The 26158-nt window shown below is 40.2% G+C and carries 24 protein-coding genes and 7 tRNA genes; 6 read left to right on the forward strand and 25 right to left on the reverse strand.

The genetic code is table 11. The features are described from left to right. The first annotated feature begins 374 nt into the window (after positions 1 to 374). Positions 375 to 1121: a YbgA family protein gene (locus ABN236_RS00175; protein WP_349473131.1), complete on the forward strand. Its 747-nt coding sequence runs from the start codon at positions 375 to 377 to the stop codon at positions 1119 to 1121. 6 nt (positions 1122 to 1127) lie between these two features. Here ABN236_RS00175 and nadD read toward each other — a convergent pair whose 3' ends face one another. From nadD to ABN236_RS00215, 8 genes are all read right to left on the reverse strand, one after another. Continuing rightward, complete coding sequence (nadD, locus tag ABN236_RS00180) at positions 1128 to 1799, reverse strand: nicotinate-nucleotide adenylyltransferase (RefSeq protein ID WP_349473132.1); 672 nt, start codon at positions 1797 to 1799, stop codon at positions 1128 to 1130. Beyond that, the gene (gene holA / locus ABN236_RS00185; RefSeq protein WP_349473133.1) at positions 1792 to 2826 is read right to left on the reverse strand and encodes a DNA polymerase III subunit delta; all 1035 of its coding nucleotides are present in this window, start codon (positions 2824 to 2826) and stop codon (positions 1792 to 1794) included. The genes nadD and holA overlap by 8 nt, the downstream gene beginning before the upstream one ends. Then, complete coding sequence (lptE, locus tag ABN236_RS00190) at positions 2823 to 3371, reverse strand: LPS assembly lipoprotein LptE (protein WP_088493449.1); 549 nt, start codon at positions 3369 to 3371, stop codon at positions 2823 to 2825. Before lptE ends, holA begins: the two co-directional genes overlap by 4 nt. A 12-nt stretch (positions 3372 to 3383) precedes the next feature. Next, entirely contained in the window at positions 3384 to 5966 is a 2583-nt protein-coding gene (leuS, locus tag ABN236_RS00195) for a leucine--tRNA ligase (RefSeq protein WP_194952036.1), read from the reverse strand. A gap of 327 nt (positions 5967 to 6293) precedes the next feature. Beyond that, positions 6294 to 7019: an amino acid ABC transporter ATP-binding protein gene (locus ABN236_RS00200; protein ID WP_088493447.1), complete on the reverse strand. Its 726-nt coding sequence runs from the start codon at positions 7017 to 7019 to the stop codon at positions 6294 to 6296. Beyond that, the gene (gene gltK / locus ABN236_RS00205) at positions 7020 to 7694 is read right to left on the reverse strand and encodes a glutamate/aspartate ABC transporter permease GltK (protein WP_006537724.1); all 675 of its coding nucleotides are present in this window, start codon (positions 7692 to 7694) and stop codon (positions 7020 to 7022) included. After that, positions 7694 to 8434, reverse strand: a complete 741-nt coding sequence (locus ABN236_RS00210) for an amino acid ABC transporter permease (RefSeq protein WP_069370058.1) — start codon at positions 8432 to 8434, stop codon at positions 7694 to 7696. Before ABN236_RS00210 ends, gltK begins: the two co-directional genes overlap by 1 nt. Positions 8435 to 8549: 115 nt before the next feature. Next, on the reverse strand, positions 8550 to 9443 hold the full coding sequence (locus ABN236_RS00215; protein ID WP_165125263.1) for an amino acid ABC transporter substrate-binding protein: 894 nt from the start codon (positions 9441 to 9443) through the stop codon (positions 8550 to 8552). 365 nt (positions 9444 to 9808) lie between these two features. Here ABN236_RS00215 and ABN236_RS00220 point away from each other — a divergent pair, with 365 nt between their 5' ends. From ABN236_RS00220 to ABN236_RS00235, 4 genes are all read left to right on the forward strand, one after another. Beyond that, positions 9809 to 10198, forward strand: coding sequence for a metal resistance protein (locus ABN236_RS00220; RefSeq protein WP_088493445.1), 390 nt, complete (start codon positions 9809 to 9811; stop codon positions 10196 to 10198). 84 nt (positions 10199 to 10282) lie between these two features. After that, the gene (locus ABN236_RS00225; protein WP_349473134.1) at positions 10283 to 12322 is read left to right on the forward strand and encodes a protein-disulfide reductase DsbD family protein; all 2040 of its coding nucleotides are present in this window, start codon (positions 10283 to 10285) and stop codon (positions 12320 to 12322) included. Then, positions 12322 to 13053 carry a DsbA family protein gene (locus tag ABN236_RS00230; RefSeq protein ID WP_023581150.1) on the forward strand — a complete coding sequence of 244 codons (732 nt, stop codon included), beginning with the start codon at positions 12322 to 12324 and terminating at the stop codon, positions 13051 to 13053. Before ABN236_RS00225 ends, ABN236_RS00230 begins: the two co-directional genes overlap by 1 nt. Then, the gene (locus tag ABN236_RS00235; protein ID WP_270756655.1) at positions 13053 to 13556 is read left to right on the forward strand and encodes a protein disulfide oxidoreductase; all 504 of its coding nucleotides are present in this window, start codon (positions 13053 to 13055) and stop codon (positions 13554 to 13556) included. Before ABN236_RS00230 ends, ABN236_RS00235 begins: the two co-directional genes overlap by 1 nt. An 8-nt stretch (positions 13557 to 13564) precedes the next feature. On the opposite strand, the gene ABN236_RS00240 is transcribed toward ABN236_RS00235, so the two are convergent. The 6 genes from ABN236_RS00240 to miaB all read right to left on the reverse strand — a co-directional run bounded on the left by ABN236_RS00240 (position 13565) and on the right by miaB (position 19787). Next, positions 13565 to 14251 carry a hypothetical protein gene (locus ABN236_RS00240; RefSeq protein WP_349473135.1) on the reverse strand — a complete coding sequence of 229 codons (687 nt, stop codon included), beginning with the start codon at positions 14249 to 14251 and terminating at the stop codon, positions 13565 to 13567. Between the two features lie 71 nt (positions 14252 to 14322). Next, the gene (gene lnt, locus ABN236_RS00245; RefSeq protein ID WP_088493441.1) at positions 14323 to 15846 is read right to left on the reverse strand and encodes an apolipoprotein N-acyltransferase; all 1524 of its coding nucleotides are present in this window, start codon (positions 15844 to 15846) and stop codon (positions 14323 to 14325) included. A 7-nt stretch (positions 15847 to 15853) separates the two neighbouring features. Beyond that, on the reverse strand, positions 15854 to 16735 hold the full coding sequence (corC, locus tag ABN236_RS00250) for a CNNM family magnesium/cobalt transport protein CorC (protein ID WP_023581153.1): 882 nt from the start codon (positions 16733 to 16735) through the stop codon (positions 15854 to 15856). A 71-nt stretch (positions 16736 to 16806) separates the two neighbouring features. Next, the gene (gene ybeY, locus ABN236_RS00255) at positions 16807 to 17274 is read right to left on the reverse strand and encodes an rRNA maturation RNase YbeY (RefSeq protein ID WP_349473136.1); all 468 of its coding nucleotides are present in this window, start codon (positions 17272 to 17274) and stop codon (positions 16807 to 16809) included. Continuing rightward, a complete protein-coding gene (locus ABN236_RS00260) occupies positions 17267 to 18328 on the reverse strand; it encodes a PhoH family protein (protein ID WP_036912056.1) in 1062 nt (353 codons plus the stop codon). The genes ybeY and ABN236_RS00260 overlap by 8 nt, the downstream gene beginning before the upstream one ends. Before the next feature lie 28 nt (positions 18329 to 18356). After that, on the reverse strand, positions 18357 to 19787 hold the full coding sequence (miaB, locus tag ABN236_RS00265) for a tRNA (N6-isopentenyl adenosine(37)-C2)-methylthiotransferase MiaB (protein WP_088493439.1): 1431 nt from the start codon (positions 19785 to 19787) through the stop codon (positions 18357 to 18359). A 205-nt stretch (positions 19788 to 19992) separates the two neighbouring features. Here miaB and ubiF point away from each other — a divergent pair, with 205 nt between their 5' ends. After that, a complete protein-coding gene (ubiF, locus tag ABN236_RS00270) occupies positions 19993 to 21180 on the forward strand; it encodes a 3-demethoxyubiquinol 3-hydroxylase (RefSeq protein ID WP_270756645.1) in 1188 nt (395 codons plus the stop codon). Between the two features lie 54 nt (positions 21181 to 21234). On the opposite strand, the gene fghA is transcribed toward ubiF, so the two are convergent. The 11 genes from fghA to nagC all read right to left on the reverse strand — a co-directional run bounded on the left by fghA (position 21235) and on the right by nagC (position 26146). Beyond that, positions 21235 to 22065 carry an S-formylglutathione hydrolase gene (gene fghA, locus ABN236_RS00275; RefSeq protein ID WP_349473137.1) on the reverse strand — a complete coding sequence of 277 codons (831 nt, stop codon included), beginning with the start codon at positions 22063 to 22065 and terminating at the stop codon, positions 21235 to 21237. 53 nt (positions 22066 to 22118) lie between these two features. Further along, positions 22119 to 23231: an S-(hydroxymethyl)glutathione dehydrogenase/class III alcohol dehydrogenase gene (locus tag ABN236_RS00280; protein WP_088493436.1), complete on the reverse strand. Its 1113-nt coding sequence runs from the start codon at positions 23229 to 23231 to the stop codon at positions 22119 to 22121. Between the two features lie 20 nt (positions 23232 to 23251). Then, complete coding sequence (locus ABN236_RS00285) at positions 23252 to 23527, reverse strand: metal-sensing transcriptional repressor (RefSeq protein ID WP_036938507.1); 276 nt, start codon at positions 23525 to 23527, stop codon at positions 23252 to 23254. 265 nt (positions 23528 to 23792) lie between these two features. After that, positions 23793 to 23877: transfer RNA gene (locus tag ABN236_RS00290), tRNA-Leu, on the reverse strand. Between the two features lie 50 nt (positions 23878 to 23927). Then, positions 23928 to 24002, reverse strand: a tRNA-Gln gene (locus ABN236_RS00295). 5 nt (positions 24003 to 24007) lie between these two features. Beyond that, a tRNA-Met gene (locus ABN236_RS00300) sits at positions 24008 to 24084 on the reverse strand. A gap of 32 nt (positions 24085 to 24116) precedes the next feature. Then, positions 24117 to 24191, reverse strand: a tRNA-Gln gene (locus ABN236_RS00305). A 41-nt stretch (positions 24192 to 24232) separates the two neighbouring features. Beyond that, positions 24233 to 24307 (reverse strand) — tRNA-Gln (locus tag ABN236_RS00310). Between the two features lie 27 nt (positions 24308 to 24334). After that, positions 24335 to 24419, reverse strand: a tRNA-Leu gene (locus ABN236_RS00315). A 7-nt stretch (positions 24420 to 24426) separates the two neighbouring features. Next, a tRNA-Met gene (locus ABN236_RS00320) sits at positions 24427 to 24503 on the reverse strand. Between the two features lie 410 nt (positions 24504 to 24913). Further along, positions 24914 to 26146: a DNA-binding transcriptional regulator NagC gene (gene nagC / locus ABN236_RS00325; protein ID WP_088493435.1), complete on the reverse strand. Its 1233-nt coding sequence runs from the start codon at positions 26144 to 26146 to the stop codon at positions 24914 to 24916. Positions 26147 to 26158: the final 12 nt, after the last annotated feature.

The raw sequence follows: 26158 nt of genomic DNA on the forward strand, positions 1-26158 counted from the left end.
TGATTCAGTCGAAAAAATAATAAGCGCTATTTTAAAGGAATTTATACCAATAAATCTATTTTACTGGATGATTAATTCTAGTTAGCAATAACAAGAACATAAACCTCATTTTCTTGTTTTTCGACGTTTGATTTAGAAAAATTCATATATGCCCATTAACTGCGTCATAATAAATAACAAAAAGAAGGCAGATAAGAACTTTTCCGTTTAGACGACAGTTTTACCTTACAGTTCCCTTAAGGGAGCAGTGGGTGAGAATAACAGCTAAACCTCGTCTGTCAATGCTCATGAAACACCTAATTAGCGTGTTTTCACTTTGTTAAGTTTAGATTATACAGACTAATACTCATACTTTTTAGTTAGAGAGAAAAAGAATGGAAAGAAAAGAAAATTATCTCGGGTTATCTTCAGAAATTGTGAGTAACACTAATCACCAATTGCAAGAGAAGTTAGCATTGCTTTGCGATACTGTTCAGGCGGAAAAGATAGGTATTATGCAGATAGAGGCTCAAAATAGGGATAATCTGTTGCCGCTTTATGGTTATGTTGGAAAAAGAGGAGACAGCCTTTCCTCACCTCCGAATTTTACTTTACCTCAATTAAATATTGATCAATTTTTACAGCCTATTGCTCTTGACCATTTTCTTACCCAATTTTTCACACTGTTTGATTACCAACAACAGGTTAATCAGTCATTAACTAAAGGGGCTTTAGTTAAATTTCATAGTCGATACAAATATTTAATTATGGCTTATTCACAAGCAGCTTATCGAGAGTTGGGGCATGATATTGCTAATTTTTCTGATACCATTCCCCTTGAAGATGTTGCATCGAAATATCAGGAAAAGCTAATGAAAGCATTTAGTGTTGCAGCAAATAGAGAAGGGCAAACTAATGCGTTAATGCATATGGCTGGGTATTTTAAGCGAAATCTAAGTTCACAACAAAAACAAGAAATGACACAGACAATTTTACAATATCGTCAAGGTATTGTGCCTTTATCTAAACCTTATGATTTACTCAAATATTGGTTAGCTGTTTATCCTGATGAATATTTGAGCCATCAACGCTATTTTTCGCCTTATCCGCTCGCTTTTAATTATTTAAGAGAGCAACTTTAGTCTTAATTATTTATAGAGTTGTTGCTGGCGAATATAGTCTTCAACAGAACTTGGTAGTAAATCGTGACAATCTAATCCTGCTTTATGGCGAGCTCGAATATCAGTCGCTGAAATATTATAAAGTGGTGTGTCAGCGAGGAATATTTTACCCGCAGGTAAACAATGAATATCTTCTTGCTGATGAGTTTGATGTTTGGTCAGCCATGCTTGCATTTGCGCTGAGCCAAAATGTGTTTGATAACCAGGACGGGCACAAACTAGTAAATGGCATACGTTCAATAGTTGATCCCACTGATGCCATGTATTAATTGATAGCAATGAGTCTTGACCAATTATAAAAGCCAAAGGTTGCTTATCGCCGATTTCTTTTCTGAAGTCTTTTAACGTCTCAATAGTATAAGAAGGTGTTGGCTTCTCAAGTTCACGAGTATCGACTTTAAATGAAGAATATGGCTCAAGAGCAAGACGTACCATATCAAGACGTTGTTGAGAAGACGCCTCTGGTTGAGGGCGATGAGGAGGAATATTGTTAGGTAACCAAATCACTTCTTTTAAACCAATTAATCCGGAAAGGGCTTCAACAGGACGCAAATGCCCATAATGAATAGGATCAAATGTACCACCATATAAAGCAATAGCTTGGTTAATTAAAGGTGTTGAGTGATTGGTTTTAGGCATGACTTACAAATCCTTCTGGCAATGCTTTTCCACAAAGTAATAAGCCCAGAGCATTAAGAGAGGGCCAAACTGTCTGTCCATAATCTTGCTTAATCGTAATTTCAATTGTTGCGAGTAATCGTATGGCTGTCAGCAATTGATGTTCAGATAAACGTTGTAGTGCTGCTGTGAATATTGGGCGTCGGTTTTGCCAAACTCGATGCTTATCGAAAATTGTTTTTAACGAAGCCGTTTTAGATTCTCGATGTAGCGTAATCAACTGCATTAACTCACGTTGTAAAGTTCTGAGTAAAATAACAGGTTCAGAGTCTTCTCTTTTGAGTTGTTGCAAGATATGCCATGCACGTTGTGTTTTCCCTGCAAGTAATGCATCAACCCAGTGATAAGGGGTAAAATGTGACGCATCATTGACCGCCGCTTCTACTCTTGGGAGCGTTAGCTTACCGTCAGGGTACAACAGAGAAAGACGCTCAATGGCTTGTGCTAGTGCCAATAAATTCCCTTCATAACAGTAGCAAAGTAATTGATTACCTTGTTCATCCAGCGCTAACCCTTTTTGTTTTGCTCGCCGCGCAACCCAATTAGGTAATTTATCAAGTTCAGGTGTTAGACAAGAAATATAGGTTCCGTGTTGGCTTAATGTTTTAAACCATTCACTATTTTCTTGTGCTTTTGTGAGTTTATTGCCACGTAAAATCAACAATAAGTCTTGATGTAATTCTTGCGATAGGCGAGTAAGTTTCTCTGACATCGCTGCATTGGGGCCATTTTCAGGCAAATGCAGTAAAAGAGATTGTCTTTGAGAAAAAAGGCTTAGCGATTGACAAAGCGAGTAAATTTCATTCCAGTCCGTATTATTATCAAGGGTAAATTGATAATGCTCGACAAATCCTTGGGATTTAGCAGCGGATTGAATAGCATCTTGAGACTCTTGGAGTAACAGAGGTTCGTTACCCCAGAGTAGGTAACTTTGGCGCAGCCCCTCTTGGAGCTGCGCATTCAGTTGTTCTGGATATAAGCGGATCATTTGGCGGGTGAGATTATCTGTTTTGCCTGCTCAGCTTGTGCGGCTTTTTGGCGTTCAGCATTGTGAACAACCAATAATTTACGCACTAATATTGCTGTCGCTTGTTCACGCATCTCTTGCTTGATAATGTCATTTTCAGCATCTTTCGCTAATGCTTCTAATGGGTTATCGAAGAATGGGCGTGAAACCTGTGATGAAATTGGGTAAATCGTACCATCAGGCATAATCACTTGTGCATCAAGCACAAATGTTAACTGACGTTCTGCTGATTTACCGTCTTGATACACAGAAACGGTCTCTTTACTTTCAGATGAGCCGACAATTTTAAGAATAGGGATATTTGCTGTTGGATTTTCAACAAGCTGAACACCACTCAATCTAAGTTGCTGACGCATTACACGAGATAATGGGCCATAAGGGTCACCAGAGCTAAGATAAAGCGTTTTTAATTCTGCTGGAACCTGAGTTTTACCTTGAAGGTGAAAACCACAGCCAGCGGTGATTAACACCGCTAAACCGAAAAATAGCGAAAGTAGATATCGCACTAGGCCTCCTTATCAGCCAACAACGATGTTCAGTAATTTTCCTGGAACATAGATGACTTTACGAACAGTCACATCTTCCAAGTATTTAGCAACACTGTACTCTTTTGTCGCCATTTCCTGAACATATTCTTTTTCTGAATTAGCCGGAACAGTGACTCGACCACGCACTTTACCATTCACTTGAACGATGATCAGTTTGGTGTCATCGACCATTGCTTCTTCATCAGCAACAGGCCATGGTGCAACATCAACGTCCTCTTTTCCACCTAATGCTTGCCACATAACAAAACAAGCATGAGGGATGATTGGAGAAAGCATACGAACAATGGCTTCTAATGCTTCTTGCATTAAAGCGCGATCTTGTTCTGTTTCTTGTGTTGCACGAGTTAATTTATTCATTAACTCCATAATGGCTGCAATCGCTGTGTTAAAGGCTAAACGACGACCTACGTCATCAGATACTTTCGCGATCGTTTTATGTAAGTCACGACGTAAATCTTTTTGTTCTTCTGTCAGTGCAGAAAGATCAAGAGACTGTGTCGCTCCTTTTTGAGAATGTTCGTGGACTAAACGCCATAAACGACGTAAGAAGCGGTTTGCACCTTCGACGCTAGATTCCTGCCATTCCAGTGTTAACTCTGGTGGAGCAGCAAACATCATAAATAAACGAACGGTATCTGCACCATAACGTTCAACCATCGTTTGTGGGTCGATACCGTTATTTTTAGATTTAGACATTTTGCTCATGCCAGCATAAGTCAGTTCATGACCTTCACTGTCAGTCGCTTTTATGATGCGGTTTTTCTCATCACGTTCAACGATAGCTTCAGCAGGAGATACCCAATGACGAGCACCATCTTCACCCGTGTGATAGAACGCATCAGCTAATACCATGCCTTGGCACAGTAAGCGTTTTGCCGGTTCATCAGAGTTCACTAAACCTGCATCACGCATCAGTTTATGGAAGAAGCGGAAATACATTAAGTGCATGATGGCGTGTTCAATACCACCAATATACCAGTCAACAGGTAACCAATAGTTAGCTGCTTTCGGATCTAACATGCCTTTATCGTAATCTGGGCAGGTATAACGAGCGTAATACCAAGAAGATTCCATAAAGGTGTCAAAAGTATCCGTTTCACGCAGCGCTGGCTGGCCATTGATCGTAGTTTTTGCCCACTCAGGATCTGCTTTGATTGGGCTAGTGATCCCATCCATTGTTACATCTTCTGGCAGGATCACGGGTAGTTGATCTTCAGGAACAGGAACAACAGTACCATCTTCTAAGGTTGCCATTGGAATTGGCGCACCCCAGTAACGTTGACGAGAAACACCCCAGTCACGTAAACGGTAGTTAACTTTACGCTCACCAACACCCATTTGCGCCAGTTTATCTGCAATTGCGTTAAAGCCAGCTTGGTTGTCTAACCCAGAGAATTCACCAGAGTTAATCAGGCTATTTTTCTCGGTTAATGCACCTTCAGATAAGTCAGGTTGATTACCTTCAGCATCTGCAATAACAGCCTTGATTGGTAAGTTGTATTTGGTTGCAAATTCCCAGTCACGTTCATCGTGACCTGGAACTGCCATTACAGCACCTGTGCCGTATTCCATTAATACAAAGTTAGCCACCCAAATAGCGACTTTCTCTTTAGTTAATGGATGAATAGCATAAAGACCTGTTGCAATCCCTTTTTTCTCCATTGTTGCCATATCGGCTTCTGCCATTTTCATATTACGGCATTCATCAATGAAGTGTTGAACTTCAGGGTTATTTTGAGCAGCTTTTTGCGCTAATGGGTGACCTGCTGCAACTGCAACATAAGTGACTCCCATAAATGTATCTGGACGCGTTGTATAAACAGTCATGGTGTCGTCGCTGTCAGCAACATCAAATTTAATTTCGACACCTTCTGAGCGACCAATCCAGTTACGTTGCATGGTCTTAACTTGTTCAGGCCACTCATCTAACGTATCTAAATCGTTTAACAGCTCTTCAGCATACTCGGTAATTTTGATAAACCACTGTGGAATTTCTTTACGTTCAACAGGGGTATCACAACGCCAGCAACAGCCATCAATAACTTGTTCGTTGGCTAAAACGGTTAAGTCGTGTGGGCACCAGTTAACAGCAGAGGTCTTTTTATAAACTAAGCCTTTTTCATATAACTTAGTAAAGAACCACTGTTCCCAGCGATAATATTCTGGAGTACAAGTAGTGACTTCACGATCCCAATCGTAACCAAAACCCAGTTTTTTTAACTGGTTTTTCATGTAATTGATGTTTTCGTAAGTCCATGGTGCTGGAGCTGTTTTATTTTTTACTGCGGCACCTTCTGCTGGTAAACCGAACGCATCCCAACCAATAGGTTGTAAGACGTTTTTACCTAGCATACGTTGATAACGGGAAATCACGTCACCAATGGTGTAGTTACGGACGTGTCCCATGTGAAGTCGGCCAGAAGGATAAGGTAGCATTGACAGGCAGTAATATTTTTCTTTGTTATTATCTTCTGTCACTTTAAATGTATTGTTCTTTTCCCAGTGTTCCTGGATAGTTTGCTCTATATCTTCGGGACGATATTGTTCTTGCATGGCACCGATAATCCTATGGTGAATTAATGGCTACCGGAGGGTAACCGCTATTATGAAATTAAGACTTGCATAGCATAGCTGATTTTGTCTAATAGCCACAACTATTGATCTCAATGAAAGCCACTGTTTGCATAACTTTTTCAAGACAATTGCGAGATATCTTGGAAAGAGTTAAAGCAAAAAGACAATAAATGCGTATTTTGTGAAAAAATAATAGTGATGTTGCGAGAAAAGAAGATTGCTTGATATTTAATTGCGAGGTTAATCGAAATTATTATTTTGGGCTGACGTGCTAAAAAAAGCACGTCAGCAGAAGGGATGTGGGGATTAGTGCAGAATTTTAGCGAGGAAATCTTTTGCTCGCGCTGATTTTGGATTATCAAAAAAGTCATTTTTAGGTCTATCTTCTACAATTCGACCTTCATCCATAAAAATAATACGGTCGGCAACTTTTTTAGCAAAACCCATTTCATGGGTTACTACCATCATCGTCATACCCTCATTTGCCAGTTCTACCATTACATCAAGTACTTCATTAATCATTTCAGGATCAAGTGCTGATGTGGGTTCATCAAACAACATTGCAATCGGGTCCATACATAATGCGCGAGCAATGGCGACTCGTTGTTGTTGACCACCTGAAAGTTGAGCAGGGTATTTGTTAGCATGACTTGCTAATCCCACTCGTTCTAATAGCTTTAATCCTTTCTCTTTTGCGGTAGCTTTCTCTCTATTAAGCACTTTAACTTGTGCCAAGGTAAGATTTTCAATAATAGAGAGGTGAGGGAAGAGTTCAAAATGTTGGAATACCATACCCACTTTTGCTCGTAATTTAGCAAGATCAGTATGTTTATCATTTACTTTGATTTCATTAACAAGGATCTCGCCTTGTTGTATAGGCTCTAAGCCATTCACTGTTTTGATCAGTGTTGATTTACCTGATCCAGAAGGCCCACAGACAACAACAACTTCCCCCTTTTTAACTTCAGTGGAACATTCAGTCAGTACTTGGAACTGACCATACCATTTGGATACGTCTTTTAGGGAAATCATCTAGGTAGTCCTTTTTTTAAGAAAGTTCACTAACATCGAAGCGGCGAAGCTAATGACAAAATAAACAAAACCAGCAAAGAGGATCATCTCAACTTGTGTACCATCTCGCTCTCCAATATTTGCCGCTGTTCTGAAAAAGTCAGTAAGACTTAAAACGTAAACTAAGGAGGTATCTTGGAATAATACAATTCCTTGAGTCAGTAAAAGCGGGATCATGGCTCGAAAGGCTTGAGGTAAGATCACTAAACGCATTGTTTGTGACTTGGTCATACCTAACGCGAGTGAGGCTGAAAATTGCCCTTTGCTAACACTTTGAATGCCTGCTCTTATAATTTCAGAGTAATAAGCCGCTTCAAATAAAGAGAACGCTATCATTGCTGAAATTAAACGGATATCACTTTTCGGTGAAAGTCCTAGAACATTTTGTAATATGTTAGGCACAATTAAATAAAACCACAGTAATACCATGACTAATGGGATAGAACGGAAGGTATTAACATAAGCGGCTGCAAACCAGCTAATAGGTTTAAAGGTAGATAGGCGCATAACAGCAAGCACCGTTCCCCATAAAATACCGACTACAATAGCGGTAATAGTAATTTTTAGCGTGATTGCCATTCCATCGACTAAAAATGGTAGGCTTGGAACAACAGAACTCCAGTCAAATTCGTACATTATTGACCTCCCGTTGTGCCGGGTAAGCGAACGCGTTTTTCAAGCCAATGCATTATTAGCATAATGATGACATTGATAAATACATAGGCAAGTGTGATTGCTGTGAATGATTCATACGCTTTTGCTGAATAGTCGAGCAGTTTATTCGCTTGTGCCGCCATATCAATAAGTCCGATAGTAGAAGCAATCGCTGAGTTTTTTACGAGATTGAGCATTTCGGATGTCATTGGTGGAATAATGACGCGGTATGCATTAGGTAATAAAACATAACGATAGGTTTGGGGTAAAGTTAAGCCCAATGCTAAGCCTGCGGCTTTTTGACCACGAGGTAATGAGTTTATTGCGGCTCTAACTTGCTCACACATACGCGCTGCGGTAAACAAACCTAAGCAGAGTGCTGATGAGACAAAAAATTGCACATTTGGCGCTAAGTCCATTTTAAACCAGTCGCCAATAGATTGGGGCAATAATTCAGGAATGACGAGATACCACGTAAAGAATTGAACAATAAGTGGTACGTTACGGAATAACTCAACATAAACAGTGCCTAAGCTTGAAAGCCACCGATTAGGTACTGTGCGTAAAATTCCGAATAAAGAACCGACAAGAAAAGCGATAACCCAAGCGCATAGAGATAAGGCAATGGTGACTTGGAAGCCAGAAATCAGCCATCCTAAGTATGTGGTGTTTCCGAATGGGGCTTCTTGGAAGAATATCCCCCAATCCCAATCAATCGACATGATTTCACCTCCGGTGAAAAAGAGGGGCAGGGAACGACTGCCCCAAACTTCACTGATCTGTCTGTCCAACAGATACTTTATAATTATTTATTTTGCATCAACTGCTTATGTGTTTTTAGTTCAATGCTTTATCATTTGGTGATGCAAATAATGCTTTCATTTCATCAGAGATGGTGAATTCTAAGTTAAGATTTTTAGGTGGGATTGGTGCATTAAACCAGCGACTGAACGATTTTTCTGCTTCACCTGATTTTTGTGCTTTAGCGATAGTTTCATCAATTAACGCTTTGAATTGAGCGTCATCTTTACGCAACATACAACCATATGCTTCTTCAGATTGTGGGGTTCCTACAATTTCCCACTCACCCGGTTTTTTCGCTTTCGCACGTTCACCAGCCAGTAATGCATCATCCATCATAAAGGCAACAGCACGACCTGATTCAAGTGTACGGAATGAGTCTCCATGATCTTTTGCGCTGATAATGCGCATATTCATCTTTTTCTCATCATTTAACTTGTTGAGTAACATTTCAGATGTTGTTCCTGATGTTACAACAACGTTTTTACCGGACAGGTCAGCGAAATCTTTAATTCCACTGTCTTTTTTCGCCAGTAAACGTGTACCTACGATGAAAATAGTATTAGAGAAACTAGCTTGTTGCTGACGAGCTTCATTGTTGGTTGTTGAGCCACACTCAAAATCAAATGTGCCATTTTGTAATAATGGAATACGATTCTGAGAAGTAATAGGAATGAGGCGAACTTGTAAGTTTGGTTTGCCTATTTTGTCTTTCACAGCCTGTACAATGAGGTTGGAATAGTCTTGAGAATAGCCAACCACTTTTTGTTGATTATCATAGTAAGAGAAAGGAACAGAGGATTCTCTGTGTCCAACGATGATAATATCGTTGTCATTGATTTTCTTTAAGGTTCCAGTGAGTTCTTCTGCCTGCACAGCTCCTGCAGCCCCTAAGATCATTAATGATAATGCTAGTTTACGCATGCGCATAATAACTCCTGTCGTGGTGATAAGTGATATTTATGTTTTGCTTTGTGTTGCTTTTTTGTTTTAATTTGTTTTGATAATGTTAATAGATAGAACAAATAACATACTGTTGGGAAGTGCAATTTGTGAAATACGAGAGGTATCTCCCAATAAAAGAATGAAATCAAATGTAGTTGATTATTTTTTTGGAAGTTGTTTTCAATATTTAAAATTATTGTAGTAGAAACCTTATAGAAATAAAGGTTAAAGATGAAAAATGGAGATAATACGAAAAATAAACTCAGTAGGGATTTGTAAAGTTTGTCTTAAGGAGTTGTTTGTCTGTGGATTACCGTTAAGATAGCGGGTCATATTGATGAGGAACATCTATGAGTAATTGGCGGTCAGGTCGCTGGCTAGTGGTGATAACAGTTTTGCTGATCTTGTGTTGTATTGTTCAGCGTTCATTAGGTGCCCACATCATTAGTGAGCGCTTAGCAACGGCTGTCTCTCAAACACAATACCCACTATCAACACCGATTGCCGATGAGAATAGCGCAACAGAGCACACTTATTCACTGTCTACCTGTGAATTGAGCGCCAAATCATTATTATCTGTTCCTCCATTAACAATAGAGCCATTTTTCCATTCATGGGCAGTATTGCTATTGTTAAGCATGGCTGCCATCTATGTGTCGCGTCAGCGTAATCAGAAAAAACATCATCATCCACCTCCTCCAATCAGACTTCACCTTCATTATTGTATTTTGAGGGATTAGAAATTTCCTTTTAGCTAAAAGATTGCGCGTCTATTTTGGGCGTGGCTCTATGTGTAGCGTTGTAGGAATTTTTAGGGAGTTGTTATGTTTCGTTCTTTTGTTATGGCGTTGATATTAACGCTATTTACTTTATCTACCTCTCAAGCAGCAGATACAGGCTGGCTAACCATGCCTGATAATTCTCATGCACAAGTTAGGGCGACAGCACAAAAGTCCCCAGCAGGTGACGTGAAAGTTTTACTTGAGGTACAGCTTGAGTCTGGATGGAAAACGTATTGGCGTTCTCCTGGAGAAGGCGGTGTTGCCCCTGAAATTAATTGGTCGCAAGATGTAAGTGCAATAACTTGGCATTGGCCATCACCTTCAGCTTTTGATGTGGCGGGTATTCACACTCAAGGCTATGACAAACAAGTTGTTTTTCCTATTGAACTATCCTCTGTTCAGTCTGATCGTTTAACGGGAGTTTTAACTTTATCGACATGTAGTAATGTCTGTATTTTGACTGACTACACTTTAGATTTGGATCTTACTGAACCTGTGCCTGCTGATTTTGAATGGCAATATAATCAGGCAATGGCAAAAATTCCTGTTGGAACAGGATTAGTATCATCAGTTTCTTCTGGTTATAACAATAGCCAACTCACTATCTCTTTACAAAAAGAGCAAGGTGCTTGGGTTAAACCTAATATTTACCTCGATCCCCCTGAAGGTATGCTTTATGGTATTCCAAAATTAAACCATCAAGATAAAAACTTATTTGTCACCGTTGATGTGACTGATGATTGGGGAGATGCTGCTGGCGATATCTCAGGTAAGGTGCTTTCTTTTGTTATTACTGACCAAGATTTTTCTCGCCAAGTTAATGACACGATAGGGCATGGCGGAGCGGAGATTGCTCCTACTTCCAATTCAGGTGTTGGGCTTTGGAGTATTCTTGCTTTTGCGCTATTAGGTGGCTTAATTCTGAATTTGATGCCTTGTGTATTACCTGTACTTGCGATGAAAATGGGATCAATTCTACATCTTGAAAATCGCGATAAAGGGGTTATTCGCAAGCAATTTTCTGTTTCTGTTCTAGGCATCTTAGTTTCATTTTGGGCGCTAGCTCTGTTTATGACAGGCTTACGTTATAGCCAAGAAGCCTTAGGCTGGGGAATTCAATTCCAAAGTCCTTGGTTTATTGGTTTTATGGTGTTAGTTACTGCTATTTTTACTGCGAATCTCTTTGGATTATTTGAACTGCGTTTAAGTAGCAATATAAATACTAAAATGGCAACAGCAGGTGGACAAGGATATAGCCGACACTTTTGGGAAGGTGCATTTGCGACGTTACTCGCAACACCTTGCTCAGCACCATTTTTAGGAACAGCGGTTGCTTATGCACTTATTGCGCCACTAAATGAACTCTGGCTTATTTTTACCGCTCTAGGGATTGGAATGAGTTTGCCTTGGATCTTAGTGGCTATATTCCCATCTATCGCTAAAGCGCTACCAAAACCGGGCAAATGGATGAATCGCCTAAGAGTGGTTTTAGGTTTTATGATGTTATTGTCCAGTATTTGGCTAATTACATTACTTATTCCGCATCTAGGATTGCCAATCGTTATGGCTATTTTTATTGCCATTACTCTGCTGTTATTGTTTGCGATAGCGCGGCATTATGGCAAAAAAACGGTATTTATTTCAGCCGTTATTGCTCTCTTTTTAGGTACGGGTACTTACTTATTTGTGGAACAACCAGCAAGCCAAACACTCGCAGGTCAAGATTCGATAAATTGGCAACCTTTATCAGAAGAAGCGATACACCAAGCATTAGCAGACAATAAACGCGTATTTGTTGATGTAACAGCAGATTGGTGTGTAACCTGCAAAGCAAACAAATACAATGTATTATTGCGAGAAGAGATCCAGGCTGCACTTTCAGCGCCAGATGTTGTCGCATTAAGAGGGGATTGGACTAAACCCTCTGATAAAATCACTCAGTTTTTAAAACAACGTGGTCAAGTTGCAGTACCTTTTAACCAAGTTTATGGACCTTGCCATAAAGATGGCGTGGTTTTACCTCCTATTTTAAATAAAGATTCAACATTGACAGTTCTTTCAGAGGCTAAAGGAGCCCAATAATGAAAAAAACACTTTCTGCACTGGTTATCTCTTCGTTACTTTTTGGTGCAAATGTGCAAGCTGCGGCATTAAGTGCTGATCAGGAAAAAGAAGTTCGCGCGCTGGTTCGTGATACGTTGATCAAAAATCCAGAAATTCTGGAAGAAGCTATCACTGCATTACAAGCACAAAAAGCAGATGAGCAACAAGCTCAATTCCGTACTGCATTAAATGCAGAGCACGACGCATTATATAACGATGCAGCAAGTCCTCGAATTGGTGCAAAAGACGCTAAGTTAGTGTTGGTTTCTTTTACTGATTATAACTGCCCTTACTGCAAACGCTTCGATCCATTATTAGAACAAATCACAAAAGATTATCCTGAAGTTGCCGTGGTGATTAAGCCTTTGCCATTTAAAGGTGAAAGTTCTGCAAAAGCTTCTCAAGCTGTACTTTCAGTTTGGAAAGAAGATCCAAAAGCATTCTTAGCATTACACCAACGTTTAATGCAGAAGAAAACAATGCTAGATAATGCAAGTATTGATGATGCAATGAAAACAACCAATACAAGCAAAGTGAAATTAACGGATGAAAGCTTAAAAGCGTTACAAAATAACTTAGATCTTTCTCGTAAATTAGGTATTCAAGGTACACCTGCAACTGTTGTTGGCGATATGGTTATCCCGGGTGCCGTTGATTACGCTCAGTTAGAAGTGATTGTAAAAGAGCAACTGGCTAAAGTGAAAAAATAATGCGTAGTCGCTTACGAAAGTGGAGTAAAGAACTGATTGTTCTGGTTGTCATTTTCGTTATAGCTTCTTTTGCAATGGATTGGTGGCGACAACCTACGCCACCCTCCTTAACGAATTTACCTGAACTTTATACTGTTGATAATAAAGTTGTTTCATTGGCTGAATTGAGTGCTGAAAAGCCCTTGTTAATCTATTTTTGGGCAACTTGGTGTGGAGTTTGTAAACTAACAACACCCGCAGTAAATTCGTTAGCGCAAGATGGTTATAACGTGACATCTGTTGCGATCCGTTCTGGTGATAACGCGAAGTTAGAGCGCGGTATTCAATCTAAAGGACTGGTTTTTCCTGTAATAAATGATAGTCGAGGGGATATTTCTCAACAGTGGGAAATTAGTGCAACACCTTCATTTGTTATTGTTTATAAAGGTGAAATGGTCGGTTTTACCAGTGGTTGGTCATCTTCGTGGGGATTAAAACTACGTTTATGGTGGGCTTCTATCTAAATCAGCCATCAGAATTTTAGTAAAGAAAAAAGGGTACCGGGTAAGCTGACAATAAAATAGATTATTTCATAAATAATATTTTTACGTCTGCGTTCAATTTTTGCTTCTTCGGTATTTTGGGCAATTAATGCCTTTTCATTGGCAATGCGTTTTGCAGTATTAATATGTATTGGCACAATATTAATAGGAATAACGGTTTGGTTATTCCTATTAGCGGAGGTTAATTGAGCTAATGTCCAGCCATATTGATGCTGTTTATCCCCAAACGCATTTTGCTGAATAACATAACCATAATGATCTTTACGAAAACCTTTTTCTTCGTTATCGCTGGAAATTTTATGTGCATATTGCCAATAAGATTGAATATTTACAGATGACTGAATTAATTGGGATAGAGCTGGTGGTTCAAGTGGAGTGACATTAACGCGTTTAGACTCGGCCTCTTGTTTTTGTTGATCGGTAACCGCTGTTTTCCAATGCACAGGTACAATGGTTTTATCTTCAATAAGTTGGCTAATTGACTCTGGTTGTTTTGATAATACCCAGCCAAATTCATGTTCTTGTTGATTGAACATTTGGCGTTGGAGCCATTTATTTTCTTTATCCGTACGAAAGCCCTTTGTTTCATTATCTGCTGATATTTCTTTAGCTCTTTGCCAAATGACATCAAGAATATGTTCAGGATAATTTTCCATAAAAAAGCTCTCTTATTAGAAAAAGCCCAACCTAATTAATATTAACTTAATAGGGTTGGGCTTTATTCATCTTAATTACGGCGTTTAATAAATGCGATGGTAAAAAATAATCCAACCAATATCCACAATGGTGTATTGCCCCATTTGTAATAAGGGGTTAACCCAGTTGTTGGTGTGATTTTTTCCGCTAAAGCGCCTTCTTCAAATTGAGGAAGTTGAGAGATTACATCACCATTGGCAGCAATAAATGCGGTGATACCGTTATTTGTCGAGCGTAATAATGGTCTTCCTAACTCTAGAGAACGCATTCTTGCCATTTGGAAATGTTGCCAAGGGCCAATTGAATTACCAAACCACGCATCATTAGAAATCGTTAATAAGAACCGTGTATCAGGTTTGAAATTAGCGCGAACTTGCTCACCTAAAATAATTTCGTAGCAAATAGCCGCGGTTATTTTAGCATCATTAACAGTAAGCTGAGGTTGTACATATTCACCTTGGCTTAATGATGACATCGGCAAATTAAAGAAAGGCGCAAGTGGGCGTAAGAGTGATTCTAATGGTACATATTCGCCAAAAGGAACAAGGTGATGCTTATTATAGCGATCTGTTGCTGGATATTGATAAGCATAGTGTTCACCTAATGTGATAACACTATTATAGAAACGATAACCTTCTAATGTCGGTCGAGCATCAATAATCCCTGTCATTAAATGGGTATCTTGCTCTCTTAATTGTTTATCTAATTCTGCTAAAAAGTTTTGCTGTTGAATTTCAACATCAGGGATCGCAGATTCAGGCCAAATAATGAGATTTGCATTACCAATAAAAGGGCGACTCAAGGTGAGATAGGTTTTTAATGTGCTTTCTAATGTACCCGGTTCCCATTTTAAAGATTGTGCGATATTACCTTGGATTAATGCAATTTCTTGCGTTTCATCAGGCAAAGGTTGATACCACTGATAGGATTTAAAGCTAATAGGTAATATTAATAAAAGCAGTGCAACCACAAGGCTGTAAATTGATTTACGATAGATTGTAAATGCAATTAATCCACTAATAACGGTTAAAAGCAGCGTTATCATGGTGACACCAAAAATAGGTGCAATACCTTTTAATGGGCCATCAATCTGGCTATAACCAAACTGTAACCATGGAAAGCCTGATAATACCCAACCTCTTAAAAATTCGGTAATTTGCCATAGTGCAGGGGCTGCAAATACAAACCGCCAGAGTGTTGGTTTTGGAAAAAACTTATTCAGTGATCCTGCAAATAAGAGTGTGTAGAGTGATAAATAGAGTGCTAATAAAATCACTAAAAAGATATTTATCGCAAACGGCATACCACCAAAATCAGCGATACTGACGTAAACCCAATTTACACCGCTACCAAATAACCCAAATCCCCAAGCAAAACCAAGGAATGCACCTTGGCGAGTTGTGCGGTGAGTGATTATCAGTAATAAGCCGAGTAGTGAAATTAACGCCGCAGGCCAAAAATCAAATGGGGAAAATGCTAATGTGCCAATGGCACCGAAAAAAACCGCCAGAAGGGCGCGAACCCACTGGCGGTTTAAGAAAGAGATCTTATTCATTGATATCCTATGCATCATTACCTAGTTCAGGAATTGGCGCATCATCGGGGATATGCACATAAACCTGAATGATCTTACGGCTATCTGCCATAACAACTTTAAATTGGTAATTATCAATGGTAATAGTTTCACCACGAGCAGGAAGGTGACCAAAGGCTTGCATAACTAAACCGCCAATTGTATCAACTTCTTCATCGCTGAAATGTGTACCGAACGCTTCATTGAAATCTTCTATCTGGGTTAAAGCTCGAACTGAGTAAGCGTGACGACTTAACGGACGAATATCAATGTCATCCTCATCATCATACTCATCTTCAATTTCGCCTACGATAAGCTCAAGAATATCCTCAATTGTGACGAGCCCAGATACGCCTCCGAATTCATCGATCACTATCGCCATATGATAGCGTTGAGAGCGGAACTCTTTTAATAGGCGATCAACCCGTTTGCTTTCAGGCACAACGACAGCAGAGCGTAAGACTTTATCCATACTAAATGGCTCTGCGTCAGTACGCATAAATGGCAGTAGATCTTTCGCCATTAATAAGCCTTCAATATGATCTTTGTCTTCGCTAATGACTGGGAAACGGGAATGTGCTGAGTCAATAATCACATCTAAACATTCATCAAGAGTTTGATTGCGTTTTAGTGTGACGATTTGAGAGCGAGGGATCATAATGTCCCGAACGCGTTGTTCAGCAATATCCATTACCCCTTCAAGCATGTCGCGGGTGTCAGGATCAATTAATTCTTTCTGTTCAGAATCGCGGATAAGCTCCATCAGATCATCACGGTTTTTAGGTTCACCGTGGAACCACTGATTAAGCAGTGTGAGAAACCCTTTCTTAGGACCAGGGTTATCGTTACTCGAAGATTGGTCGTCGCTCATGGCGTTTTAACTATTTTTCCTCATTGAATGGTTAATTAGATATAGTATTTATCATAAAAATAAGAGAACTGTTACTCTTTTTCAATCAAATAGGGATCTGCATAACCTAAATTTTGTAAGATTTCTGTCTCTAAACCTTCCATTTCTTCGGCTTCATCATCTTCAATATGATCATAGCCCAAAAGATGCAGACATCCATGAATAACCATGTGTGCCCAATGCTCTTCAACAGTCTTACTCTGTTCAACCGCCTCTTTTTCTACTACTTGACGGCAAATAATCAAATCACCTAATAGAGGCAATTCAATTTCAGGCGGCGCCTCAAAGGGAAAAGAAAGCACGTTAGTCGGTCTGTCTTTTCCACGATAAGTGAGATTCAGTTCGTGACTTTCTGCTTCATCAACAACGCGAATAGTCACTTCACTTACAGGTTGAAACTGCGGTAATACCGCTTCTAACCATGTCATAAATTGGGCTTCAGTAGGAAGCCCTTGCGTATCTTCACTTGCTACTTGTAAATCAAGGATAACTTCACTCATGATTTTCTCTCTGAAGCTTCTCTTTTTCTGCTTTGATAGCTTGGCGGCGTTTTTGATCTTCCGTTTCCCAAGCTTCATAGGCGATAACAATTTTGGCAACCACAGGATGGCGAACAACGTCTTCACTGTGGAAAAAGTTAAAACTTAAGTCATTGACATCAGATAAAACTTCAATGGCATGACGTAAGCCTGATTTATTGCCTCTTGGCAGGTCAATCTGGGTAATATCCCCAGTAACAACCGCTTTAGAGTTAAAGCCAATACGCGTTAAGAACATTTTCATCTGTTCGATGGTGGTGTTTTGGCTTTCATCAAGAATGATAAAGGCGTCATTTAATGTGCGCCCACGCATATAGGCGAGAGGCGCGACTTCAATGACATTACGCTCTATTAGTTTCTCAACTTTTTCAAAACCTAACATCTCAAATAACGCATCATAAAGTGGTCGTAAATAGGGATCGACTTTTTGACTTAAATCGCCCGGTAAAAAGCCCAGTTTTTCACCGGCTTCAACCGCAGGACGCGTTAATAAAATACGACGTACTTCTTGACGTTCTAGAGCATCAACAGCGGCAGCAACAGCCAGATAAGTTTTCCCTGTACCGGCAGGACCAATACCAAAAGTAATATCATGGGTCTGGATATTGGCAATATATTGTGCCTGATTTGGTGTACGAGGTTTTATCACACCTCGCTTAGTTCGAATATTGGTCGATTTCCCAAATTCAGGAACATGCTCATCACTTTGCTCAAGCACACGGCTTTCTTTGATTGCTAGGTGAATTTGTTCAGGGTCGATATCGGGGATCACGCCTTTAATTGGCGAGGTTTCCACATACAGGCGACGTAAAATACCTGCGGCTGCATTGACACACAATGATTTTCCCGTGAGTTTAAAACGGTTATCACGATGATTAATCTCGATACCTAAACGGCGCTCAAGTTGCTTAATATTATCGTCAAATGGACCACATAGGCTCATTAAACGGGCATTGTCAGCTGGCTCTAAGAAGATTTCTTGGGTCGCTACCTGTGCATGTGCTATTACTGTCACTGATTATCCTTTTATTAAATCTGATCAATTAAGGTTGGTAAACACCTACCCCTAATTCATCTTCTTTACGTGTACGTGCAATGACGGATTCTGGAGATTCGTGAATACGTAAATCCATTTGATCTTCCGTTCTAATGACTTTACCACGTAGTGAGTTGGCATAAACGTCAACAATCTCAACATCAACGAATTTACCAATCATATCCGGTGTACCTTCAAAGTTAACCACACGGTTATTCTCAGTACGGCCAGAAAGCTCCATCACATTTTTACGTGAAGGACCTTCTACTAGAATACGCTGTACAGTGTTTAACATTGCACGGCTAAAGTTCATCGCTTGCTGATTGATGCGCTGTTGTAGCAGATATAAACGCTGTTTCTTCTCATCTTCACTGACATCATCCGGTAAATCAGCAGCTGGTGTGCCCGGACGTGCTGAATAGATGAAACTAAAGCTCATATCGAAATTAACATCTGCAATTAATTGCATGGTTTTTTCAAAGTCGTCTTGAGTTTCCCCCGGGAAACCAATGATAAAGTCTGAACTTATCAGAATACCAGGACGTGCTTTGCGTAGTTTGCGAATGATGCTCTTATATTCAAGTGCAGTATGGTTACGCTTCATTAATGTTAGAATACGGTCAGAACCACTTTGCACTGGCAAGTGTAAATAGCTGACTAATTCTGGTGTATCTTCATAAACGGCAACAATATCGTCAGTAAATTCGATAGGGTGGCTGGTCGTAAAGCGAACGCGGTCAATGCCATCAATTGCAGCGACTAAGCGAATTAATTCAGCAAAACTACAGATTTGACCATCAAAAGTGGCACCACGATAGGCGTTAACGTTTTGACCTAACAAGTTTACTTCGCGCACACCTTGTGCCGCTAATTGAGCAATTTCAAATAGCACATCATCACAAGGACGGCTAACTTCTTCACCGCGTGTGTAAGGCACTACGCAGAAAGAGCAGTATTTATTACAGCCTTCCATGATGGAAACGAAAGCCGAAGGGCCTTCAGCACGAGGCTCTGGTAAACGGTCAAATTTTTCGATTTCAGGGAAGCTGATATCGACAACTGGGCTTTTAGTCCCTTTAACCTGATTAATCATTTCAGGCAAACGGTGTAAAGTCTGTGGTCCGAAGATAATATCGACACACTGCGCACGTTGACGGATGTATTCACCTTCTTGAGAAGCAACACAACCGCCGACGCCAATGATAATATCGGGTTTATTATCTTTAAAATATTTCCAACGTCCTAACTGATGAAAGACTTTTTCTTGTGCTTTCTCACGGATAGAACAGGTATTTAGCAGTAGAATGTCCGCATCTTCGGCGACATCGGTTAACTGATAACCGTGGGTGCTTTCGAGTAGGTCTGCCATTTTGGATGAATCGTACTCATTCATCTGACAGCCCCAAGTTTTAATGTACAGTTTTTTTATCGTCGACATTGTGTAAATCCGGTATTTTCAGTGAGACAATAGCTAATCATTGGAAAACGTTGCGTGTAATAAGCCAATAAGGCGGTTATTGTAGTCATTTGTGTGGTCAGTGACTAGAGCAAGTCGGCGCTAATTCTCTATGGCGTTTAGTTTAATAGAAATAAACTGAAACAGCGCTTACCTATTATTTAAAGTAATGAGTTATGGCATAACAATGATGAGTAATGTAAAAAACGATTTTGATGCAATCATCGCTGGTGGCGGGATGATTGGCGCTGCTGTTGCAATTGGGCTGGCGCAAGAAGGATTGCGTGTTGCAATGATTGAACGACAGTCTCCTGCACCTTTTGATGCGTCATCTCATCCTGATATCCGTATTTCTGCGATTAGTTGCGCGTCCGTTAGTCTATTAAAACAATTAGGTGCATGGCAACATGTTTTAGCTATGCGTTCTGCGCCTTATCTTACCTTAGAAACATGGGAAGAAGAAAATGCCCATGTAATTTTTGATGCTAAAAGCCTAGGTTTACCTGAATTAGGGTATATGGTTGAAAACCGAATTTTGCAATTAGCGCTTTGGAAAGAGGCTGAACGTTATAGCAATATCACCTTATTATGTCCAAATAGTCTAAGTAAAATGACTTATTTAGATGATAAATGGAAAGTAACGCTTTCTGATGGCAGTGAAGTCACTACAAATTTAGTGGTAGGTGCGGATGGTGCAAATTCTCAAGTGCGCCAATTTGCGGGTATTGGTAGCAATGGCTGGCAATATCGCCAATCTTGTATGCTGATCACGGTGAAAACAGAATTACCCCCTGAAAAGGGTACATGGCAACGCTTTTACCCTTCAGGACCTCGTGCTTATTTGCCGCTTTTTGATAATTGGGCTTGTTTGGTTTGGTATGACTCGCCTGACAGAATTAGAAAACTGCAAAACATGTCGATGGCGCAGTTAGAAAAAGAAATTCAACACGCTTTCCCAGAGCGATTAGGCAAAGCGACACCTATTGCAGCAGGTTCATTCCCATTAACTCGTCAGCATGCAAGTCGTTATGTTGATAAAGGGATTGTTTTGTTGGGAGATGCGGCTCACACCATTAATCCATTAGCAGGACAGGGCGTTAACTTAGGTTATCGTGATGTAGATTGTTTCTTAGACTTAGTGGCTGAGGCTAAAAAACATTTCGAGCCTTGGGATTCAATGGCGTTATTGAAAAAATACCAGCGCCGTCGTATGCCTGATAATCTAGTTATGCAAGCGGGTATGGACGTATTTTATCACGCCTTTAGTCACCAATTACCGGGTTTAAAAGTCGTTAGAAATATTGGCCTTTTAGCAGCACAACATGCAGGAAAAGCGAAAGAAGCGGCATTGCGTTATGCGTTAGGTATTAAATAATTAGAAATGCGATGATCTGAGTTAGATATCAACAATAAGATCATCGCATAATTGTTACGCTTTTAAATGCTTGGCATGAAAAGCAATATGCTCACCAATAAAACTCGCCACAAAATAGTAACTGTGATCGTACCCTTGATGTAAATTCAATTGATAAGGGAACTGTTTTGCATCACAAGCTTGAGCAAATAATTCAGGCTTCAGTTGCTCTTGATAGAAAGGATCATCGAGTCCGACATCAATACGCATAGGTAACACACTTTCTGCTTGGTTAATTAATTCAACCGCATCATATTGTTGCCACTGTGTCGTATCATCGCCTAAATAAGCGCTAAACGCTTTTTTACCCCAAGGAACAACTGATGGTGCCACAATTGGAGAAAACGCTGACACACTGCTGTAACGTGCCGAATTTCGCAATGCAATCGTTAATGCACCATGACCCCCCATTGAATGCCCACTAATAGCACGTTGATGAGTTACAGGAAAATGTGTTTCTATTAGTGCAGGAAGTTCATCAACAATGTAGTCATACATATTGTAATGAGTATTCCATGGCGATTGTGTCGCATTAAGGTAAAAACCAGCACCTTGCCCTAAATCATAAGCACTATCATCAGCGACATTTTCACCGCGAGGGCTAGTATCAGGTACCACTAAAACAATACCGTGTTGTGCTGCAAATTGTTGAGCACCTGATTTAGTAATAAAATTTTGCTCGTTGCAGGTTAAGCCTGATAACCAATATAAAACAGGGTATTTTTGCTCTTCTTCCATAGGAGGAAGATAGATAGCAAATTTCATCTCACAATTTAACACCTTTGATGTATGTTGATAAACTTCTTGCCAACCACCAAAACAGGCGTGACGTTCAATCCTTTCCATTTTGACTCCTTTAAAAACAAAGACAAACCTATGAGACATAAGCTTGAGAATGATTAATCGAAATGAATAACAGTTCGGATTGATTTACCTTCGTGCATTAAATCAAAAGCTTCATTAATTTTGTCTAACGGTAGTTTATGGGTAACGAAAGGCTTAAGTTCGATATTACCTTTCATTGCATCCTCAACCATACCGGGTAATTGGCTACGGCCTTTAACACCGCCAAAAGCAGTACCTTTCCATGAGCGCCCTGTAACTAATTGGAATGGACGAGTTGAGATCTCTTGCCCAGCACCAGCTACACCAATAATAATGGATTGACCCCAACCACGATGCGCACTTTCTAATGCAGCTCTCATGACATTGACGTTTCCGATACATTCAAAAGTATGGTCAATACCCCATTGTGTCATTTCAACAAGGACTTGCTGGATAGGCTTGTCGTAGTCATTAGGGTTTAGGCAGTCAGTTGCACCAAACTGGCGCGCTAATGCAAATTTTTCAGGATTTGTATCGATAGCAAAAATACGACCTGCTTTGGCTTGTCTTGCACCTTGAAGAACGGCAAGACCAATACCGCCTAAACCAAATACAGCAACAGAGTCACCTTCTTGTACTTTTGCCGTATTGTGAACTGCACCAATACCGGTTGTTACGCCACAACCTAATAAGCAAACTTCTTCGTGATTGGCTTCTGGATTGATTTTTGCCAGAGAAACTTCAGCCACCACAGTGTATTCGCTAAAAGTAGAGCATCCCATATAGTGATAAATAGGTTGTCCGTTGTAAGAAAAACGTGTTGTCCCATCTGGCATTAAACCCTTACCTTGCGTTGCTCTGACTGCAACACATAAGTTTGTTTTGCCTGATTTGCAAAATAGACATTCGCCACACTCGGCAGTGTATAGAGGAATAACGTGATCGCCCGGTTTAACACTGGTGACACCTTCACCGACCTCGACAACCACACCAGCGCCTTCATGACCAAGAATAGCAGGGAATACACCTTCAGGATCATCACCTGAGAGTGTAAAAGCGTCTGTATGGCAAACACCTGTATGGCTGATTTTTATGAGTACTTCACCTGCTTTTGGTGGCATCACATCAACTTCAACGATTTTTAAAGGTTCTCCTGGTCCAAATGCGACCGCTGCACGAGATTTCATGGTGTATCCTTTTTTTGTTATTAACGCAGGTAAGTGCGGATAAGTGAAATGGCATCATCAACGGAATTTTTTTGATCTTCAGGAGAAGCGACAGCATCCATAAGACCTTCACGTAAATGACTTTCGAGCACACCTGCCATCAGACCGTTGATAGCACCTCTGATGGCGGCAATTTGTTGTAATACCTGACCGCATTCATTTTCATTTTCAAGGGCAGTTTCTAATGCAAGAAGTTGCCCTTTAATTTTTCTTACGCGAGTTAACGCGGCTTTTTTTTCTGCTGGTGAGTGTGGCATACATAATCCTTAAATATACTATGGGGGAGTATAGTATCTAGGGAGATATATGTACAGAGAGATCAAGAAAGTGTGAAATGATGAGAATAAATAAAAATGATGGTGTGGAGAATGTTGGCTTTTGAGAGCAGAGGTGTAAGAAGATAAAGGGGTGATGAAGTTGAGAGAAAAGATCGAGACAAGAAAAACGTAAGAGACAAAAACAAAAAAGACCCGCAATGCGAGTCTTATCTGTTGATTTCGTGCTTAACACGTTAGTAATCAATGGTGCGGGAGGCGAGACTTGAACTCGCACACCTTGCGGCGCCAGAACCTAAATCTGGTGCGTCTACCAATTTCGCCACTCCCGCAACAACTTGGAGAAAAAAAGACTCGCTCAGCGAGTCTCTCTTTCAAAATATGGCTGGGATACCAGGATTCGAACCTGGGAATGCCAGGATCAAAACCTGGTGCCTTACCGCTTGGCGATATCCCAAAAAATGGTGGCTATGACGGGATTCGAACCTGTGACCCCAACATTATGAGTGTTGTGCTCTAACCAGCTGAGCTACATAGCCGTATTGAATCTAGCTGTCTTTCTTTTGAAAGATGGCTGGGGTACCAGGATTCGAACCTGGGAATGCCAGGATCAAAACCTGGTGCCTTACCGCTTGGCGATACCCCATCCGCTAATTCAATTGTCAACACACTTATTTATCAGAAATATGGCTGGGATACCAGGATTCGAACCTGGGAATGCCAGGATCAAAACCTGGTGCCTTACCGCTTGGCGATATCCCAACTGATAAATTCTTGACGAGGTTAAAATGGTGCGGGAGGCGAGACTTGAACTCGCACACCTTGCGGCGCCAGAACCTAAATCTGGTGCGTCTACCAATTTCGCCACTCCCGCAAAAAGATGGTGGCTATGACGGGATTCGAACCTGTGACCCCAACATTATGAGTGTTGTGCTCTAACCAGCTGAGCTACATAGCCATCTTTTTTTGCATAACCTTCGTCGGCGTTGCGGGGCGCATTATGCGTATTACAGACAAATCCGTCAACTGCTTTTTGCATTAATTTTCGAGAAACGTGTCCGTTTGCTCGATGGTTAATCATTTTGTCGAAAAAAGATCCAAAAAACAACCTTATTGATGAAAAATATCTCAAAGAATAAGGCGCAATAGTGTGTGAATAAAAAGAAAAAACAAAGCAGTAAGAGAAATGATATTAAGTCAAAGCGGGAAAGGATGGAGAATAATGAGTATAAAAAAAGAAATGAGGTGAGAAACTCACGCTACATTTCTTTTTCTTTGAATATTACTGATTGAATTTTAGACTTATTTCACAATGAAATTCAGAAAAGTATACATTCAACGCAAAAAGTGTAATTTATCAACAATAAATTACTTTTCTAATAGCTGTTGAAGCAATTCTCCGTTAAGCATTGCGCGTTTAGTCAAGGCAAAAGCCCCTATGGCAGAACGATGATCAAGCTCTGATGTGACGACAGGAAGCTCTTCTCTGAATTCTTTTAATACTTGTGTATTAATGCAACTTTGAATTGAGGGAAGTAAAACTTCAGCTGCTTCAGTCAATTCACCCGCTAAAACCACTTTTTGTGGGTTAAATAGGTTAATGGCAATCGCAATAGCTTTACCTAAGTGTAAACCCACTTGTTTGATGGTTTCGACTGCTAGCGGGTCATTTTTAACAGCGGCTCGACAAATATCTTGGATTTGGCACTGTGTTGGCGATAAATACTGGCTTGGATAGCCTTGCTCTAATTGATAGCGTACTTTCGCCTCGATTGCTGTATTGGATGCAATCGTTTCTAAACAACCAAAGTTACCACAATGGCAACGTTCACCTAGAGGGTCGATTTGAATATGACCAATCTCTCCTAAGTTACCACGTTGGTTGAGCAGAATTTTATTATTAATAATAACACCAGCACCTGCACCCCGATGGATACGGACGAGTAATGAGTCTTCACAATCTCTTGTAGCACCAAAATAGTTTTCAGCTAAAGCTAGGCTTCGAATATCATGTCCTGCATAACAAGGCAGACTAAAGCGTTTTTCTAAGCTATTTACCAAAGCCCAATTATCCACTTTCATATGAGGCATATAACGAACAATGCCTTTATTTGGATCAACAAGACCGGGTAGGATCACCGAAATTGAAATAAGCTCACGAATACGACGCTGATTTTGTTTAATAAAATCATCAATTGCATTGATAAGCAGAGCTTCAACTTCATTTTGAGTACTTTGTTCTAAAGGGTAGTGTTGCTCAATGATGACTTTTCCACTTAGATCATAAAGAGCAACAGTGGCATCATTACGCCCCAATCGCACACTAACTGTATTAAAATTGCGGTGTTCAACAATAATAGAAATTGCGCGACGTCCACCTGTTGATGCTTGTTGATCAACTTCTTTAATTAAGCCTCGTTCAAGCAACTGACGAGTAATTTTAGTCACACTGGCTGGCGCTAGCTGGCTTTGTTCGGCTATTTGGATACGGGAAATTGGCCCGTGTTGATCAATCAGTCGATACACAATCGCACTGTTAAGTTGTTTAACAAGATCGATATTGCCAATTTGCGTTTCAGTGTTGTTATGACTCATCAGCATATACATCCATTA

The organism is Proteus sp. fly-1013 (assembly GCF_040140245.1).
Taxonomy (GTDB): Bacteria; Pseudomonadota; Gammaproteobacteria; order Enterobacterales; family Enterobacteriaceae; genus Proteus; species Proteus mirabilis_B.

Bases quoted from the DNA above. Each gene is read 5' to 3' on its own strand.
- ABN236_RS00280 (WP_088493436.1), bottom strand. From the start codon at position 23,231: ATGAAATCTCGTGCAGCGGTCGCATTTGGACCAGGAGAACCTTTAAAA.
- ABN236_RS00210 (WP_069370058.1), bottom strand. From the start codon at position 8,434: ATGTCGATTGATTGGGATTGGGGGATATTCTTCCAAGAAGCCCCATTC.
- gltK (WP_006537724.1), bottom strand. From the start codon at position 7,694: ATGTACGAATTTGACTGGAGTTCTGTTGTTCCAAGCCTACCATTTTTA.
- leuS (WP_194952036.1), bottom strand. From the start codon at position 5,966: ATGCAAGAACAATATCGTCCCGAAGATATAGAGCAAACTATCCAGGAA.
- holA (WP_349473133.1), bottom strand. From the start codon at position 2,826: ATGATCCGCTTATATCCAGAACAACTGAATGCGCAGCTCCAAGAGGGG.
- nagC (WP_088493435.1), bottom strand. From the start codon at position 26,146: ATGCTGATGAGTCATAACAACACTGAAACGCAAATTGGCAATATCGAT.
- ABN236_RS00230 (WP_023581150.1), top strand. From the start codon at position 12,322: ATGAAAAAAACACTTTCTGCACTGGTTATCTCTTCGTTACTTTTTGGT.
- ABN236_RS00175 (WP_349473131.1), top strand. From the start codon at position 375: ATGGAAAGAAAAGAAAATTATCTCGGGTTATCTTCAGAAATTGTGAGT.
- fghA (WP_349473137.1), bottom strand. From the start codon at position 22,065: ATGGAAAGGATTGAACGTCACGCCTGTTTTGGTGGTTGGCAAGAAGTT.
- lnt (WP_088493441.1), bottom strand. From the start codon at position 15,846: ATGAATAAGATCTCTTTCTTAAACCGCCAGTGGGTTCGCGCCCTTCTG.
- ABN236_RS00225 (WP_349473134.1), top strand. From the start codon at position 10,283: ATGTTTCGTTCTTTTGTTATGGCGTTGATATTAACGCTATTTACTTTA.
- ABN236_RS00285 (WP_036938507.1), bottom strand. From the start codon at position 23,527: ATGCCACACTCACCAGCAGAAAAAAAAGCCGCGTTAACTCGCGTAAGA.
- ABN236_RS00240 (WP_349473135.1), bottom strand. From the start codon at position 14,251: ATGGAAAATTATCCTGAACATATTCTTGATGTCATTTGGCAAAGAGCT.
- nadD (WP_349473132.1), bottom strand. From the start codon at position 1,799: ATGCCTAAAACCAATCACTCAACACCTTTAATTAACCAAGCTATTGCT.
- ybeY (WP_349473136.1), bottom strand. From the start codon at position 17,274: ATGAGTGAAGTTATCCTTGATTTACAAGTAGCAAGTGAAGATACGCAA.
- ABN236_RS00220 (WP_088493445.1), top strand. From the start codon at position 9,809: ATGAGTAATTGGCGGTCAGGTCGCTGGCTAGTGGTGATAACAGTTTTG.
- corC (WP_023581153.1), bottom strand. From the start codon at position 16,735: ATGAGCGACGACCAATCTTCGAGTAACGATAACCCTGGTCCTAAGAAA.
- ABN236_RS00215 (WP_165125263.1), bottom strand. From the start codon at position 9,443: ATGCGCATGCGTAAACTAGCATTATCATTAATGATCTTAGGGGCTGCA.
- miaB (WP_088493439.1), bottom strand. From the start codon at position 19,787: ATGTCGACGATAAAAAAACTGTACATTAAAACTTGGGGCTGTCAGATG.
- ABN236_RS00200 (WP_088493447.1), bottom strand. From the start codon at position 7,019: ATGATTTCCCTAAAAGACGTATCCAAATGGTATGGTCAGTTCCAAGTA.
- ABN236_RS00235 (WP_270756655.1), top strand. From the start codon at position 13,053: ATGCGTAGTCGCTTACGAAAGTGGAGTAAAGAACTGATTGTTCTGGTT.
- ubiF (WP_270756645.1), top strand. From the start codon at position 19,993: ATGATGAGTAATGTAAAAAACGATTTTGATGCAATCATCGCTGGTGGC.